The sequence below is a fragment of the Flavobacterium sp. FlaQc-30 genome, from assembly GCF_044005885.1.
Taxonomy (GTDB): Bacteria; Bacteroidota; Bacteroidia; order Flavobacteriales; family Flavobacteriaceae; genus Flavobacterium.
The window spans coordinates 490,813-507,240 of sequence record NZ_JBIPCO010000001.1 but is presented as its reverse complement, the minus strand read 5'-3'; the positions used below and the strand labels follow the sequence as shown (position 1 = coordinate 507,240).

At 32.6% G+C, this 16,428-nt stretch carries 16 protein-coding genes; 8 read left to right on the top strand and 8 right to left on the bottom strand.

All coding sequences use genetic code 11. The features are described from left to right. Positions 1-54: 54 nt before the first annotated feature. The 4 genes from ACHRV0_RS02185 to ACHRV0_RS02170 all read right to left on the bottom strand — a co-directional run bounded on the left by ACHRV0_RS02185 (position 55) and on the right by ACHRV0_RS02170 (position 3,729). Complete coding sequence (locus ACHRV0_RS02185; RefSeq protein WP_395439761.1) at positions 55-1,398, bottom strand: IPT/TIG domain-containing protein; 1,344 nt, start codon at positions 1,396-1,398, stop codon at positions 55-57. 139 nt (positions 1,399-1,537) lie between these two features. Further along, positions 1,538-2,194, bottom strand: coding sequence for a hypothetical protein (locus ACHRV0_RS02180; RefSeq protein ID WP_008466087.1), 657 nt, complete (start codon positions 2,192-2,194; stop codon positions 1,538-1,540). Between the two features lie 118 nt (positions 2,195-2,312). Continuing rightward, positions 2,313-2,684 (bottom strand): YraN family protein, encoded by a 372-nt coding sequence (locus tag ACHRV0_RS02175; RefSeq protein WP_395439760.1) that lies wholly within the window; start codon positions 2,682-2,684, stop codon positions 2,313-2,315. Between the two features lie 145 nt (positions 2,685-2,829). Beyond that, complete coding sequence (locus tag ACHRV0_RS02170; RefSeq protein ID WP_395439759.1) at positions 2,830-3,729, bottom strand: LD-carboxypeptidase; 900 nt, start codon at positions 3,727-3,729, stop codon at positions 2,830-2,832. 211 nt (positions 3,730-3,940) lie between these two features. Here ACHRV0_RS02170 and ACHRV0_RS02165 point away from each other — a divergent pair, with 211 nt between their 5' ends. The 3 genes from ACHRV0_RS02165 to ACHRV0_RS02155 all read left to right on the top strand — a co-directional run bounded on the left by ACHRV0_RS02165 (position 3,941) and on the right by ACHRV0_RS02155 (position 6,090). After that, a complete protein-coding gene (locus ACHRV0_RS02165) occupies positions 3,941-5,038 on the top strand; it encodes an endonuclease/exonuclease/phosphatase family protein (protein WP_395439758.1) in 1,098 nt (365 codons plus the stop codon). 62 nt (positions 5,039-5,100) lie between these two features. After that, complete coding sequence (locus tag ACHRV0_RS02160; protein WP_129023455.1) at positions 5,101-5,640, top strand: 3-hydroxyanthranilate 3,4-dioxygenase; 540 nt, start codon at positions 5,101-5,103, stop codon at positions 5,638-5,640. A gap of 138 nt (positions 5,641-5,778) precedes the next feature. Continuing rightward, the gene (locus ACHRV0_RS02155) at positions 5,779-6,090 is read left to right on the top strand and encodes a hypothetical protein (protein ID WP_395439757.1); all 312 of its coding nucleotides are present in this window, start codon (positions 5,779-5,781) and stop codon (positions 6,088-6,090) included. Between the two features lie 4 nt (positions 6,091-6,094). Here the strand turns inward: ACHRV0_RS02155 and ACHRV0_RS02150 are convergent, their stop codons facing one another. Both ACHRV0_RS02150 and ACHRV0_RS02145 read right to left on the bottom strand, forming a co-directional pair. Then, on the bottom strand, positions 6,095-6,385 hold the full coding sequence (locus tag ACHRV0_RS02150; protein ID WP_395439756.1) for a type II toxin-antitoxin system RelE/ParE family toxin: 291 nt from the start codon (positions 6,383-6,385) through the stop codon (positions 6,095-6,097). A 57-nt stretch (positions 6,386-6,442) separates the two neighbouring features. After that, a complete protein-coding gene (locus ACHRV0_RS02145) occupies positions 6,443-7,402 on the bottom strand; it encodes an MBL fold metallo-hydrolase (RefSeq protein ID WP_395439755.1) in 960 nt (319 codons plus the stop codon). A gap of 181 nt (positions 7,403-7,583) precedes the next feature. Between ACHRV0_RS02145 and ACHRV0_RS02140 the strand changes: the two genes are divergently transcribed. The 5 genes from ACHRV0_RS02140 to ACHRV0_RS02120 all read left to right on the top strand — a co-directional run bounded on the left by ACHRV0_RS02140 (position 7,584) and on the right by ACHRV0_RS02120 (position 12,117). Continuing rightward, on the top strand, positions 7,584-9,137 hold the full coding sequence (locus ACHRV0_RS02140) for an aldehyde dehydrogenase family protein (protein ID WP_395439754.1): 1,554 nt from the start codon (positions 7,584-7,586) through the stop codon (positions 9,135-9,137). Positions 9,138-9,263: 126 nt separating this feature from the next. After that, complete coding sequence (locus tag ACHRV0_RS02135) at positions 9,264-10,076, top strand: leucine-rich repeat domain-containing protein (protein ID WP_395439753.1); 813 nt, start codon at positions 9,264-9,266, stop codon at positions 10,074-10,076. A gap of 41 nt (positions 10,077-10,117) precedes the next feature. Beyond that, positions 10,118-11,161 carry a hypothetical protein gene (locus ACHRV0_RS02130; RefSeq protein WP_395439752.1) on the top strand — a complete coding sequence of 348 codons (1,044 nt, stop codon included), beginning with the start codon at positions 10,118-10,120 and terminating at the stop codon, positions 11,159-11,161. A gap of 7 nt (positions 11,162-11,168) precedes the next feature. Beyond that, positions 11,169-11,732: a LemA family protein gene (locus tag ACHRV0_RS02125; RefSeq protein WP_129026037.1), complete on the top strand. Its 564-nt coding sequence runs from the start codon at positions 11,169-11,171 to the stop codon at positions 11,730-11,732. After that, entirely contained in the window at positions 11,713-12,117 is a 405-nt protein-coding gene (locus tag ACHRV0_RS02120) for a hypothetical protein (protein WP_395439751.1), read from the top strand. Before ACHRV0_RS02125 ends, ACHRV0_RS02120 begins: the two co-directional genes overlap by 20 nt. A 62-nt stretch (positions 12,118-12,179) precedes the next feature. On the opposite strand, the gene ACHRV0_RS02115 is transcribed toward ACHRV0_RS02120, so the two are convergent. Beyond that, positions 12,180-15,029 (bottom strand): T9SS type A sorting domain-containing protein, encoded by a 2,850-nt coding sequence (locus ACHRV0_RS02115; RefSeq protein WP_395439750.1) that lies wholly within the window; start codon positions 15,027-15,029, stop codon positions 12,180-12,182. A gap of 541 nt (positions 15,030-15,570) precedes the next feature. Next, the gene (locus ACHRV0_RS02110) at positions 15,571-16,344 is read right to left on the bottom strand and encodes a Bax inhibitor-1/YccA family protein (RefSeq protein WP_395439749.1); all 774 of its coding nucleotides are present in this window, start codon (positions 16,342-16,344) and stop codon (positions 15,571-15,573) included. Between the last annotated feature and the right edge of the window lie 84 nt (positions 16,345-16,428).

Sequence of the window (16,428 nt, the reverse complement as noted above, 5' to 3'; positions counted from 1 at the left end):
ATGGCGTATAAAAATCTTATACGCCATTTTTTTAATGAAATAAAAATCTAATTATTATTCAAATTTTACGTAATGTAAACCTTTGTTTCCAGAAACTATAATCTTAGTTTTAGAAAAAGCAATGTCATTAACAACAGAACCAGCAGGCAACTCTAATTCTACTTGCCATGTTGCACCAGAATCTTTTGTAACAAATAATTTATCTCCCGACTGGATATACCATTGTGTGTCAGTTCTAAGAAAGAAAGCTGTTACATTCGTTTTTACAACGTTCCATGTTTGCAGCATATCAGTAGATGCCATTAAAGTATTGTCCGTTTTGTTTATTCCAAATATTCTATTGATGTTTGCAAACTTATAAGTGTTTGGATATATTTTTGAGTCGACTTGTTTAGAAATGGTGTCTTTTACAATCCAGTTGTTGTAACCCGTTTCAGACTGTAGGATTGCATTTTTTAGATTATTTGAACCATATTTTTTTGGATCGTAAAGCACACCCAATTGATAGAATTTGTTATCAGATACAGATTTTCCATAGGCAGAGATTCCTAATCTAGCACTGATACTAGTACCACCAGTACCCACTTTTGCCGCCCAAATAGGAGGGTTATTTTTAATAATTGTTGATCCTTTGTCTGTCGTGTAGATTTGACCGCTTATTGAAGTAGTAAGAATACAGATTTTGCTGTCTAGATAACCTACTTTTAAACCGTTAATAGCTGGACTAAAGGATAGATCAACATTGACTTTTTTGTGTGTTTCAAAAACATTATCAGTAAAAAATGCTGCACCAGTATTTGTTAAAACACCTGTTTTTTCGTCAACCATTTTAAAATCACCGTAATTTCCTGACTGATTGATTCTAACTAGTTCATAGCCTCTAGGTGTTACAGCTAATTTTGCTGCTGCTCCAGAAAAACTTCCATCATTAGATGTAATACTATTTATATACGAGAATATAGTGTTACTGCTTTCAAGAGCGCTGGAGGATTGGATATCTACATTCCCAAGAAGAGTTAATTTATTCCATCCTTTCGCCATAGTAAAAAAACTGATAGGACTACTGTTTAAAGAGTTGATTTGTAGTTTTAAAGTGTTTGTTCCCGTTGTTAAGTCAGTTGGGACTGTTAAAATGATCTTAGTATTTGAAATTTCTTTTGGAGTTATTACTGTATTATTAATAAAGATTTTGGTTGGATAGTCTTTATTGACAAAATTGGTTCCTGTAATTTCTAAATTTTCTCCTGGAATAAGAAATTCAGAAGAAGCAGCTGAAATTGTAATAGGTAACGGTTGCGCTACAACTGGAGGCGGGTTATCTCCGGAATTATCACTTGAGCAGGAAACAAAAAACACTGCGGTTAATAGGGTTGATAATAGGAGTAGTTTTTTTTTCATGGTTTTTTTAGGATTAATTTTCTGATGTAAATAAATGAAATTCCCAAGCAATATCAAAATTCGGGATGTCACTCAGATTTTTTCCTAATAAAAAAGGGCGCATCATCATGCGCCCCTTTTGTGTTTGTATAGTTTTTAATTAGTTTTTTAAGTCTTTAATAACTTTAAAAGCAACGTCAACTTGATCTTCACCAACTAAAATAGTAAATTCATTTGAAGTCGAAATTACCTCGTTTATGATTATTCCTTCCCAAGCCAAACGTTGAAAAATGAAATAATAAATACCAGGAACTACGATGTTTTCTTTTGGTAATTTTACCGTAATAGAAGCCAGATTGTCTAATTTCTGAATTAATTTTTCGCGCATAAAGTGTTTTTCAACTAAATGATTTACACTGCTGCTCACCACAATATTAGTTTCATTTACACCACGAGACGAAGTATAAAAAATATCAGATAAGGCATTAATATCAGAAATTAAATCAGCCTGTTTGTTTAAAACAGTTTCTGAAGCAGCAAAAGTGTAATCTGTCAATTCAGATCTTACAGTAATTTCGCCTATGTTTTTAATGACCTTATTGATCTTATGATTTAATTTAAAATCCAATTCTTCAGTCAGTCGTTTCAACGACATTACAACAGCACCTTGTTTTACTTCCTTACCAAATTCACTTTCTAGTTCCGTCATGATGTTCCGAGAAAGAGATGTTAAATTGATAATTCCAAGCGATAACGCGTTCAATAAAAAGGGTTTTGTTTTAATGTAATTTTCGACGATTGAAGAAACGGTTTTCATAATTTTTTTTCTTTTTTTTTGTAACTTAATTGGGTTGGTTTAGTTAATTTATGTTATAAATCTCTACAAAGATAAATAAAAAAACAATTTGTTAGAATTATAACAATAAAAAATTATGTTAAAAGTGATAAAAAGCATCTGTAAAATGTTCAATTGCAAATGTTTCCTGCGTTTTATGGATCGCGGCGATGTCAAAACGAATGTTTAAATCACCTCCAAAATCCTTTTCCCTATCGTTTATATAGGCATTTACTGCTTTTACTAATAGTTGAATTTTTTTTGGCTTAACAAAATCTTGCGGAGATCCAAAATCTAAGCTTGATCTTGTCTTCACTTCAACAACGGCTAAAATATTTTCTTTTTGGGCAATAATATCTATTTCTGCTTTTTGAAAAGTCCAGTTTCGTTCTAAGATTTTATAGCCATTTTCCTCAAGATATGCAGCAGCCAGATCTTCTCCTATTTTGCCAAGTTCATTGTGTTCTGCCATAGTTTAGTTTTTAGTTTCAAGTTCGAAGTTTCAGGTTTCAAGTTTTTTGCACGCAAAGACGCGAAGTCGCAAAGTTTTAATTATCCTTTGCAACTTCGCGTCTTTGCGAGATTTTAATGTGGTATTTATTAAATATTAAATAGTGCTATTTCTGAAAAGTAACGGTACTTCCAGCTGCATTGACATCAATAGAAATTGTACTTCCCATTATCAAAGCTCTATTGTCCTGAATGTGTCCTGCAGGAAAATTGAAGATTACTGGGATATTATATTTCTTAGTAACGTCGTCAATAATTTCTAATGCATTTTTACCCCATGGCACTTCATTGTCTTTCATTTTGGTCATTCCGCCAATCATAATGCCCTTTAGATTTTCGATGCAGCCATTACGACGTAAATTCATCATCATTCGGTCAATATGGTATAAGTATTCATCTAGATCTTCAATAAATAAAATTTTATCCTTACAATCAATTGCCGATTGCGAACCTAATAAACTGTAAAGAATAGATAAATTACCACCAACCAATTCGCCTGTAGCTTTACCAAAACGATTCATTTTATCTGGACCAATTGTATAAGAAAGCGGTTCACCGAACAAACTGGCTTTCATCGAACTGACTGCTGCCGGAGTTGCGCGAGCTACTGTAACCGGCATAATACCATGTATCGATTTGTAACCCATTGTATTTAAATGATTATGCAAGACAGTAACATCACTAAAGCCAATAACCCATTTTGGATGTTGTTTGAATTTTGTAAAATCTAACAAATCAAGCATTCGAACGGTACCATAACCACCGCGCACGCACCAAATTGCTTTAATATTTGGATTGTCTAATTGTTTTTGAAAATCAGCAGCACGCTGCTCGTCTGTACCCGCAAGCTGATTAAAATCAAGCCCGATTGTTGAGCCTATTACGGCTTCTAAACCCCAGCTGCGCAATAAATCTATAGTTGGTTTTAAATTGTCATCGATGTTTTTTCGGGCTGTTGCCAAAAGTGCGACAGTATCTCCTTTTTGTAAATAAGGTGGTGTTATCATGTTTTGTTGAGATTGACAGGTAAATGATTGTAAAGCAAAAATAAGAAATGCCAGTTTAGTGTAGTTAAAATATTTTAAGATTGTGGGCTGGCTTTTCATAATTCTTCTGCGGTTTTTTAGTTATAGAATTAACAAATATAATAATTATTCAAAATAAAAATATTGAATTTTCTTACATTTTGTTTAAATTGGCACTTTAATTTTTAAAGTTATGCAAATTATTAAACTTCACTTTTTTTTACTTGCCTTTTTTGTAATTTTTATTTCAAAAGCTCAATCAAAAAAATATAATATACATACAGTTGCTTTTTACAATTTTGAAAATCTTTTTGATATTTATGATGATATAAGTACAAATGATGATGAATGGACACCAACTGGCGCTCAACATTGGACAAAAGAAAAGTACGATCAAAAACTAAAAAACCTTTCACGAGTTATTTCAGAAATTGGAACACCAGAAAATTCTAATGCACCTATTTTATTAGGATGCTCCGAAGTTGAAAATAGAGGCGTGCTCGAAGATTTGATAAAGCAAGAAAAGATAGCTGGATTTGATTACGGAATTATTCATTTTGATTCGCCCGACCAACGTGGTATTGATGTTGCGCTTTTGTATCAAAAGAAATATTTTAGACCAACATCGTTTGCTAACATTCCGTTGCTTATCTATAAAAAAAAAGCCGCTATCCAGGAAGATAAAAATGAAGATTTAGGAGATATCGAAACTAAAACGGAAGTTAAAAACAGGATATTCACAAGAGATCAGCTTTTAATTACTGGTTTTCTTGAAGAGGAAGAGATTCATATTATTGTCAATCATTGGCCTTCGAGATCAGGAGGAGAAAAAGCAAGTAGTACATTTCGTGAAGCAGCGGGAAGATTAAATCGTAAGATTATAGATTCATTGCAACAAATAAATCCAAATGCGAAAGTAATTACAATGGGAGATTTAAATGATGGTCCTTTCAATAAAAGTATTAAAACAGCTTTAGGAGCAAAGGCAAAAAAAGCGGAAGTTCGAGAACTTTATATTTTTAATCCATTTGAAGAAATGGCTGAGAAAGGAATGGGAACTTTGGCTTTTAGAGATTCATGGGATATTTTTGATCAAATTATGATGACAGGATCTCTGATAAGTTCAGATTTTTCTACATTCAAATTTTGGAAAGCAGGAATTTTTAATAGACCGTATTTAATTCAAACCTCTGGAAAATATAAAGGATATCCGTTACGGAATACACTAGAAGAAGCAGGTTTTAGTGATCATTTTCCAGTTTATATTTATTTGATTAAAGAAAAATTGTAAAGGCAAACTTTGCAGAGCATCTCTACAATTTCATTATCTTAGCTTCTCATAAAATTTATAAAATGGCCATAGCAAAACCGTTCAATCTTACTAAATGGATTGAAGAAAACAGACAATTATTAAAGCCGCCAGTTGGAAATAAAAACCTTTATGTAGATTCAGGCGACTATATCGTAATGATAGTTGCAGGGCCAAATGCAAGAAAAGACTATCATTATAATGAAACCGAAGAGCTTTTTTATCAATTAGAAGGCAGTATAAAAGTGGTAATTCAAGAAGATGGCGAGCGCAAGGAAATGGAGCTGAATGCTGGCGATATGTATCTTCATCCCGCTAAAATTCCGCATTCTCCAGTTCGTTCCGAAGGTTCAATAGGTTTAGTAATTGAGCGCAAACGTGCAGGAAAAGGATATACTGATGGATTGTTATGGCATTGTGATAACTGCAATCATAAACTATACGAAGTGTTTTTTGAACTGCATAATATAGAGAAAGACTTTCTTCCGCACTTCGAGCATTTTTACAATTCTGAAGAATTAAGAACTTGTGATAAATGCGGCACTGTAATGGAAACCGATCCTAGATTTACGGCAAAAAAATAACGGATTGATATTAAGTATGAAAGCCGACAAATTTTTAAATTTGTCGGCTTTTTTTTGGTGAATTTTCATTCAAAAAAAGTGTTTCATGTTGTTTTTGATGTATATTTGTATCATAAATGATATAAAAACAAATCAATTATGATACTGGAAATTCTTGCTTATAAAAATATTGTTAATGATATTGAAGATTTAATGACAAAATCTCCTTTTAAGAAAAATTACATCATTGAACAAATTGGTATTCCAAGTCCAACATTTTACCGAAAATTAAAAACTCAGACTTTTACTCCCGATGAAATGCTTTCAATTGCAAAAATTCTTTCTCCGGAAGAAAATTTTATGCTTGAGTTGAAAGCAGATATTGCACAAGGGAAATTAGATTATATGAATGGAGATTATATAACTCATGAGGAAATGCTAAAAGAATTAAAAAGTAAAAAACTCATCTAAAATTTCACAGATTTAGAAATCTAATAGGCTTTTGACGATTATTTGAGAAAGTGATTAATATTATGTCATTTTCTTTTATTTCATAATATAATTTAACCTGTTTTGAAATAACTAATTCCCGGCATTCTAGTTCTGCATTGTATTTACCTAATTGAGGATTTTTTTCAAGTAAAGTAATAATATGTAATGTGTCTTTGATGAATTTTTGTGTTATTAGTATGGTCCAATATTGTTCTAAATAATATTGGATATGATAAAAGGTGGAATTTGCTTTTTTTGACCAAACAATTTTCATTACTAAATTTTGATTATTTGGTAAAAATATAAAAATTAACCTACAAACACGTATTGCTTAAAGATTAAATTTTACCCCTTGTTCAGGATAAATAATCTTCACCCCTAAATCATTTTGATTTTTAATTTGCTCTTTTAGTTTCACAATATTCTTAGCAGGCGGTTTCAAATGTGTTATGATAATGTTGAAATCTTTTAGACTTCCTTTTCCTGCTAATCCTTCTAAAACATGAAGTTCTTTCATTAGATAATTGGGCGTTAAATGTCCAAACAAAAATTGATCAGGCTGTTCATTGGGAAAGGAAACTTCAATAAAAATTCCTTTCAATTGTTTGTTTTTAATAAGAGGAGCAACTGCTGTCCATAAATTTTTAAGATTATCACTTTTTTCAACTGCGTCAGGTCCCGTATCACCTAAATATAAAACATATGAATCTCCATTTTTTATTAAAAATGCAGTGCTCTCAAACGGATTGACGTGACTTAACGGAAAAGCTTTTACCGTCATTTGAGTGTTCGTAATCGGCGTTTCAAGGTTGGTTTTTAAAGTCTCAAAATGATATTTTTTCAAAGGAGTTCCAGGGCCTTTATCTCCAAAATTTGCCCAAGTTTGATCATTAAAATAATGATTTTCCATCATTTCCATGCATTTTTCAGTTGCATAAACTGTCTTAGAAGAATCTGCAGGAGAATTTATGATTAAGCCAGAAACGTGATCTAAATGAGCATGTGAAATAAAATAGCCTTTTATATATTTTCGCAAAACTTCACTGGTTGAAACTTTAAAAACTTTATTTTTTATGGCAACTTCAATTCCAGCATTTATGGTTCCTGCATCTAGACAGATAAAGTCGTTTGTATGTAGAGGAGCAAGCAAATAAGCAGAAAGATTTTTTTCGTCAATTCCGCCTTTTACACCCAATGGAACGACTTGAAACGAAGTTTTTTGATCTTTTTGAGAAAAGGCATTTAGTGTAACTAATATAAGGCAGAGTACAAGACGTTTAAAAAGATTCATGTTTTTTATTTTAGAAAAGCAAATTTCATCAAATTTACTGAATAAAGCAGGCTTTGATTCTGTTATTACTATTAAATAGCCTTAAATTTACTCTGATTTTAACTATTCTGATTTATTAGAAAGTAATTTTAAAATAATATCTTTACGTATTAATATAACAATTTTAACTAAAAAAGTTACAATGACAACAATAGCATCACAATTTGGCATAAATGAAGCACTTGAAAAGCTAGGAATAAAACAAGTAAATGAAGGAACTTCTACAGGAATAGAAAATTTTTCATCGGGTGAGATTTTAGATAGTTTTTCTCCTGTTGACGGAAAATTAATTGCGTCTGTAAAGACTTCTACACTTGAAGATTATGAAAAAGTAATGCAATCTGCAACTGAAGCTTTCAAGATATTCCGTTTAATTCCCGCACCACAGCGTGGAGAAATTGTACGTCAGTTTGGGCAAAAATTGCGCGAGAATAAAGAGGCTCTTGGTAAATTGGTTTCATACGAAATGGGAAAATCTTTGCAGGAAGGTTATGGAGAAGTTCAGGAAATGATCGATATCTGTGATTTTGCTGTTGGATTATCACGCCAGTTACACGGATTAACGATGCATTCTGAAAGACCAGGACACCGTATGTACGAACAATATCACTCATTGGGAGTTGTGGGAATTATTTCGGCATTTAATTTTCCAGTTGCAGTTTGGTCGTGGAATACGGCTTTAGCTTGGATTTCTGGTGATGTTTGCGTTTGGAAACCTTCTGAAAAAACACCACTTTGCGGTATTGCGTGCCAAAATATAATCGCTCAGGTTATTAAAGAAAATAATCTTCCAGAAGGTATTTCTTGTTTGATAAATGGCGATTATAAAATAGGAGAGTTGATGACAAAAGATACTCGTATTCCGCTGGTATCAGCAACTGGTTCTACACGAATGGGAAAAATCGTAGCGCAGACTGTTGCTGGTCGTTTAGGGAAATCATTGTTGGAGCTAGGAGGGAACAATGCTATTATTGTAACTCCAGATGCCGATATTAAAATGACAGTTATAGGTGCTGTTTTTGGCGCTGTTGGAACTGCAGGGCAACGTTGCACATCTACTCGAAGATTGATTATCCACGAAAGTATTTATGATAAAGTAAAAGAGGCATTGGTAACGGCTTACAAACAATTGCGAATTGGAAATCCGCTTGACGAAAATAATCATGTTGGACCGCTTATCGATTTACATGCTGTAGAAATGTATGCACTTGCTTTAAATAAAGTAGTTGCTGAAGGTGGAAAAATTCTTGTTGAAGGCGGAGTACTTTCAGGCGAAGGTTACGAAAGCGGCTGTTATGTTAAGCCTGCAATTGCCGAAGCTAAAAACTCATTCGAAATTGTACAGCATGAAACTTTTGCTCCGGTTTTATATTTGATTAAATATTCTGGAGATGTTGATGCTGCAATCGAAATTCAAAATGGTGTTGCACAAGGATTGTCATCAGCAATTATGACTAACAATTTACGCGAAGCCGAAAGATTTTTATCGGTTGTAGGTTCTGACTGCGGAATTGCAAATGTAAATATCGGGACTTCGGGTGCTGAAATTGGCGGTGCTTTTGGCGGTGAAAAGGAAACTGGCGGCGGGCGCGAATCTGGCTCTGATGCTTGGAAAATTTATATGCGTCGTCAAACCAATACAATTAATTATACAACTAGTCTGCCATTGGCGCAAGGAATTAAATTTGATTTGTAAACATAGAAGATTTATTAATAAACCGCTTTTTTCAATATTTGGAAGAAGCGGTTTTTTTGTATTGAATTTGTAGTAATTTATTTAGATTTGTATTTGATATCAATGAGTAATATATAATTCAATAAAATGCCTTTATTTTTTTTAGCAGGACTTACGCCTTTTGGATATGCTTTTATAGGAGTTGCTCTTTTGTCTTTTTTAATAGCTTATTTGTGGCTTAGATCGTCAAAGAGTGAATATAAATTAGGCTGTTTTTCTATCGGAATTGCTGGATTTATTGTTTGGTTTGCTTTAATGTTTCCCACTTTTATCTCATTTAAAATTATCGAAAGTGATAATGACGTAGCAAAAATCGGATTGCTTATTTTTTGGCTTTTTATTTTTGCTTTGATAGGTTATTCATTGTTTGCAAAAAACACAACAAAACTAAAACACATTATTCTTTCGTTTTTTAAATATCTTCTGTATTTAATCTTTATCGGTTTGTTTTTGGTGTTGTTTTTCGGAATGGCATATTATATTTATTTGAGACTTTTTACAACCGAAAAAAATGAAGATCCCATTTGGGTCGCTTTCTTGTGTATCTTTTTTGTTTCTGTATTAAGTGTAATTGGTTTTGGTTTCTTGGTGAGAAATAAAGAAGAGGAGAAAAAGGAAAGATCGACTTTTTATGATTTGGCCGAAGCAAAGTTAAAGCCGCAGTTAGTTATTGAACTCGATTTATCAAAAAATAAACTAAGTAAATTTCCAGAGGAGATTTTACAGTTTAAGAATTTGAAATTCTTAGTTTTAAGTCATAATGAAATTAGTGAAATTCCAAATGATATCAATAAATTGCACAAACTGATTGGTCTTGATTTAAGTCATAATCCAATTTCAGATTTAGAAAGGAATCGCTTAAGAAAACTGCTTTCTAAAGAAGTTGAAATTGTATTTTAAGGAATTCTGTAAAAGAATATCCAAATTATAGCATTGTAAATATGAACGAATTTTTTGCATTTCTTACTCAAAACAAAGCCGATGCTGGAGTGGTTGTTTTTTTAATGCTCTTTAGTATGGGTGTCGCTTTATTTCAAACCGTAATTTTTTCGGGACTTTATAACTTGAAATTTCCTAACTGGTTGTTTTTTGTTTTATGTCCGCTTACAGTTGGTGTGAGTTTTTTAATTGATCCAGGATATCCATTTGCGGTTATATTATTACTGTTTGTCTCTGTTTTTCTATTCGGAATCATCGGAATGATTTATTCAGGAATTAAAAGCAGTAAACAAGAAAAGATTGAAAGAGAAAAATTCAATAGGATTCACAATATTCCAAAAACGAAATTAAGGGATAAACTTCTCGGATTCTTTGTTTTAGTTTGTATTATTGGAGCTTTTTATGGGCTGGCTGTAACTGAGAATTTAAAGCTTCTGTTTTTAATTATTCCTGGATTTATACTTGTTAGTTCAATATTTTTTCCAAGCGGTAAAAGCAAATTTTATAAAATGCAGTCTATTTTGCCAACATCAAAAATAGATGCAATTGCTATGGGTTTAGTAGAAATTGAAGGAGATTTGGAGGAAATCGAACCTATAATTTCTCCTTACTTCAAAAAACCATGCATTGGTTATTCGTATAAAATAGAAAAAGAAAGTCCGAGAGATGATGACGGCAGAACAACATATTCAACTATTTTCAGTGAAGTAAAAACGGGGAAATTTAAAATTAAAGACGAAACGGGTTCTGTTACGGTAGATGGCGAAGGATTAGAATATTATTTTGATAGAATTGACAATCAGTCTGGAGGAAAAACAAGATATACTGAAACCTACCTGAAAAGTGATGATTATATGCTGCTTATAGGTTATGCGGCCTCAGATAATGGCAATGTATTAATAAAAAAAGATAGTGCAGATACTATTTTTGGTATTGCAGTTCCAAGGAGTATTTCATTTAGAAATAAATACAAACCGCTGCTGGATTCTTTTTTAACCGTTCTGTTTTTTATCTCACTTATACTCATCTATATTATTTTAAATTAAAGAAAATATGACTGTTCAAAACATTGCCTTAATTATCGGAATAATTCTAATTATTGTGTTTTTTAATTTTTTTATTAGAATTTATAATAAGCTGGTTATGCTGAAAAATAATAATGAAAAAGCATTTAGAAATATTGATGTTATCCTGATGCAGCGCGCAGAAGAAGTGCCGGAATTGGTGAAAATTGTGTCTAAATTTACAGAACACGAAACCGCAATGCTTACTAATTTGACTAAATTAAGAACAGATTTTTTAAATGCTAAAACGGTCGAAGAAAAGATTGATAATGCCAACGAGTTTTCGAAATCATTAAAAAGCATTTTTTCAGTTTCTGAGAATTATCCAACGCTGTTATCCAACAGTAACTTTTTAGAATTACAAAAAAGAGTTTCTCAAATGGAGGATAAAATCGCTGACCGACGAGAGTTTTTTAATGATAGTGTAAATCTGTATAATGTAGGGATTCAGGAGTTTCCTAATTTTATTTTGGCTAATATAATTGGTTACAAAACACAGACTTTATTTGATGTTACACCAGAAGATAAGAAATATGATGGAGTTCAACTTTAATACTTTTTTTGGTTACGAGAACGAAATTAACAGTCTGAATGACACTGTGCTTATTTATGGTTTTGGAAGTATAATGTTTGGTTTAGTAACTCTAACATTTGCCGCTTTTATAATTAGAAAGCTTGGTTTTGGTGCTGTTAACAGCTATTTTACAAGTCCGCTAATGTTGTCTTTGGGACTTACGATATTAGTTTCTATTTTGCCAACAATTGTATTTTATGTTGTGGCTAATGATATTTCACCAGTAAAAATTTTGTACTGTTGGATTACAATTTTTATAGGAATGTTTCTGTTTGTTATGTTTAATTTAGAAACTATCAAAAGCTTCTTTAGAGAGTTTAATAAAGTAAGCGAGCAAGAAGAGTTTAGAAATAGAAAACGATAAATTATAATTTGAATGAAAATAGTAAAGGCTTCCAAATATTTGGAAGCCTTTACTATTATAAATTATTTTTTAATAATAGTCTGATTATACGAACCATCAGCTGTGTATATTTTAGCTAAATAAGTTCCAGTAGTCAAAGCATTTAAATCGATGCTTTCGCTTCCTTTTTGTACCGTTTTTACAAGAAAACCTGTTATATTATAAATAAGGATTTTTTCAACAGTTAAATTTGGATCTGATAAATACAAAGTGCCAGTTGTTGGGTTTGGGTATAAAATGGCTTGCATGTTTTCAGTCTCTGCAGCTGTTTCGGTTATAGATTCAGTCTGTGCAATTCTAGCCGTTGAGCCGCTATACGCAGTACTCATATAAAAAAGATTTGCCGTGTCTTTTTTCGTAATCGTGTGACTGCCGGCAGCCAGTGAAACCGTTATAATTCCGTTTGAAGCAGTTCTGTCAACATTATCAACTTTTATAACAGCTGACGGTTCAATTAATACAAGTGTTAAAGTACTGGTTTGAGACGTTGTAAAAGAAATATTTGTTGAAGATTCGATTTTTAAACACTGCGTCAATGTTAAGTTGTTGTAAGTTACAGTACCTTTTGTAGTCGAAAGATTTCCAGTTATAGTATAAAAACTGCTTGTTTTACCTGAAGTAGTAAAATTGTGAATTTCATCTCCACTTGGAGTACTTGTCGTTACAGTTATAGTTCCTGAATTAGTAACAGTATTTCCTGTTCCAACAGTTGTTATGGAATAGGATAGAGTCGCAGTAGGTGTTCCTGATATTGTTATAGTTTTAGCGGTTGTATTTTTTACAAAACTAATTCCAGAAGCAGGTAATCCTGTAACAGCAGCATCAGTTGCAGTTCCGCTCCAAGTAAATACAATTGCATTTATTGCCGTTCCGCTGTTAACAGTCTGACTGTTATTATTAGTAGAAGTCAATGTTTGTGTTCCAGCAGGATTAACTGTAATTGTTCCTGAACCCGTTACTGGCGTTCCAGTTCCTGAAGTTGCAATTGAATAAGATACTGTTGCAGTTGGTGTTCCTGAAATTGTTATTGTTTTTGCCGTTGCATTTTTTACAAAACTAATTCCAGAAGCAGGCAATCCTGTAACTGCTGCATCTGTAGCGTCACCGCCCCATGTAAAAACGATACTGCCAATGGCTGTGCCGCTTGTTACTGTTTGATTATTGTTTGTTGTTGAGGTTAGCGTTTGTGCACTTGCAGGAGGATTCCCTTCGCCTTGTACTGCAACTAAAGCGCCGGTATAATTTGTTAATGTTGTTTTTAGCGCTGTAATAACAAGTGACGAAGTATCATCTACACTATTATCAAATACCCATTTTAAATCTCCGCCAGAAACACGTCCTGCATATTGCGTTACTTTTGTTTTTGCCGCTGCAGGTTGATCTGTTACAAGATTTTTTACATATAAAGCAGCGTCAGTATCAAAGTTATTGTACGTATTTGCTCCAGATTTTGATTTTACACTGCTGCTTACTGTTTCGCCTCTTGTAGTTGCCAGATAAGCATCAAAATCTGTAGCAGAGCTTATTTTTCCTGAAATATTATATAAAGGATTTGGATCATTGTAAGCTACAAATCGCATATTATTTGTTCCGTTTGAAGCATCAAAAGTATTGTTAAAAGCTTTGATCGAACCTCCTGCTTCTCCAGAAAATGTTCCCATTGTTCCAGCATTATTCACTTGATTTGCTTCATCCCAAATATCAGATCCTTGCAGCGAAGTCATCATTGGGTGTTTGCTATTACGGTAATAATTTCCCTCTACAAATAGCGACGAACCCAAAGTTGATCCTGCGCCGTATTTTGAAACGCCATCGTAATAATTATTATAAATGTGAGCTGAATAATAACGAACTCGTGGATGGCGAGAATCAGAATGGTCAAACCAGTTGTGGTGATACGTAATGTATAGGCCAGTTGTTGTTCCTTCACTTAAGCCTAGTAAACTTGCTTTTCCATTGTCCCAAAAGTGATTGTATGACAACGTAATATATGTTGAAGATTTATTGTCTAATGCGCCGTCACCTTTTATTTGATCGGCGTCACTTCCCGCATTTCCGTAGAATAAATCGCAGTTATGAACCCAAATATGGTCATTATCCTGCTGCATTCCAACATTATCTCCAGCAGTGCTGTTACAATTCATGAAACCAATATTGTTAACTTCAACATTTGAAGCCGATTTTAGACGAACACCCCATCCATTAGCGACAGCATCTGTTCCTATTCCTTCAAAAGTGATGTAACTTGAAGCATTGTTAGCATTTTCAATTACAACATCTCCGCCTTCCATAACAGTCATATCCGTTATATTACCAATTAATCTAATGATAAATGGGCGAGTGTCTTTTCCTTTTTTGATGGCATATAGAATATTTTGTAAACCAACGCATGGATTTGCGCTGGCGCCCGTAATATTCATCGAAATCGTGTTTTTTGTGTTTTGAGTAATGTATAGAATTACAGCATTATCTTTTGGCGTTCCATCAGCTTTATATCCTCCTGGAACTCTGCCGCTTTCAAATGCAAATCCGTTTCGATCTTGTGCTAATACAGTTAGAGCGCTTGTTGTTGATCCTGAACCTTCGTTACCTGAAATTACAGGTTTAACTTTTACAGTATAGCTTCCTGCTTTCAAACCAGGAATGTCTGCACGAAAATATGTTCCGTAGCTGCGAATCAATTGATCGTCAATTTTTTGGTCAGTAAGACCGTTGCCAGTATAGTAAACATTGTAGGTTTGAGCGCCGCTAACAGGCTGCCATTTTACAAAAGCGGTTTCAAGCCAGCCAGAAGCTTCTGTGATTTGAACTTGCTGTGCCCATATTTGGACGGTAACAAGGAAAACGGTTAAGAAAAGTAGGTTTTTTTTCATAATAGTTTGGGTTAAAAAATTAATAATAGTTATTAAGTGGTTTTAATTATCTCAAACAATAGTAAATTGTAATCGATTGCACAAAAATATATAAATTTTTGATATTCTTATTTTTTTAGTAGTAAAAAAATATATAATCTAAAAATTTTGTAGTTTGGTTTTTTATTATGTAATAAATTGCATTAATTGTAATTTATTGCATAATGTGTAAAATCTTTGTTAAGTCTTATTTTTATTACTTTTTTTTAAACACAAGTACTTCTTGAAATTTTTATGAGGTGTCTTTTTTTTAATTTTTTTGACAAATTTGTTAAAGAGAGAAAAAGATTACTTTTGTGAAGGGAAATATTAATCTAATGGATTGATCAATAAGGAAAAAACTACTTGGGATATTTGTTTTGCTCTTGAGATTAAAATAGAGTATTGTATAAAATGAAGTTGTAAATATATCATTCTATTATTATGCTTTTTGAAATGTATAGGCATAAAAAAAGCCTTTTTGATTATCAAAAAGGCTTTTAGAATATGGTAAAACTAGTATTTAGTCTTTACTAGATAGTTTCGATAGTAATCTTAAAAATTCAACATACAACCAAACCAAAGTAATCATTAGTCCCATTGCGCCAAACCATTCCATATATTTTGGCATTCTTTGCTGCACACCTTTTTCGATTTGATCAAAATCTAAGAATAAGTTTAAAGCAGCAATAACAATTACAAAAACACTAATTCCAATACTCATCATAGAATTTCCATGATGTACAGGAGTCCAGCTTGTAAACATTGAAACTACCCACGAAATTAAATAATAAGTTGCGATTGCTAATGTAGATGCAACAACAACTGATTTGAATTGCTCCGTAACTTTAACAATTCTAAATTTATACAATCCTAAGCAAACTAGAAAGGTTACAAGAGTTGCACCAACTGCATTAACAACGATTCCCGGATATCTTAATTCAAAAATCGCAGATATTCCTCCAATAAATAAACCTTCAAAAAGAGCATATCCAGGAGCTAAGTATGGAGAAGCCTGAGGTTTAAAAGCAGAAATAACAACTAAAATTAATCCAACAATTGCGCCGCCAATTGCAGGCAGCATTGGATTCATTCCGTTAAATGCCATCCACCATGTAATCATAGATGATGCACATAATATTAAAAATAAAATAGCTGTTTTATTAATAGTACCAGACAAAGTCATTTCCTGATTGTAATCAATAATTTTTGCTTCGTGTACTTCTTCAGCTCTTGAAACTGCATTTGATGAAAAACGCTTGTTGCTTAAAAATGGATTTTTTGAATTGAAGGCCATAGTTTTAATACATTTAATTGAACCCAAATATATGGAGTTTTTTCGAGGTGTGGCGGCTTGAGCTAAATTTTTAACATGATTTTC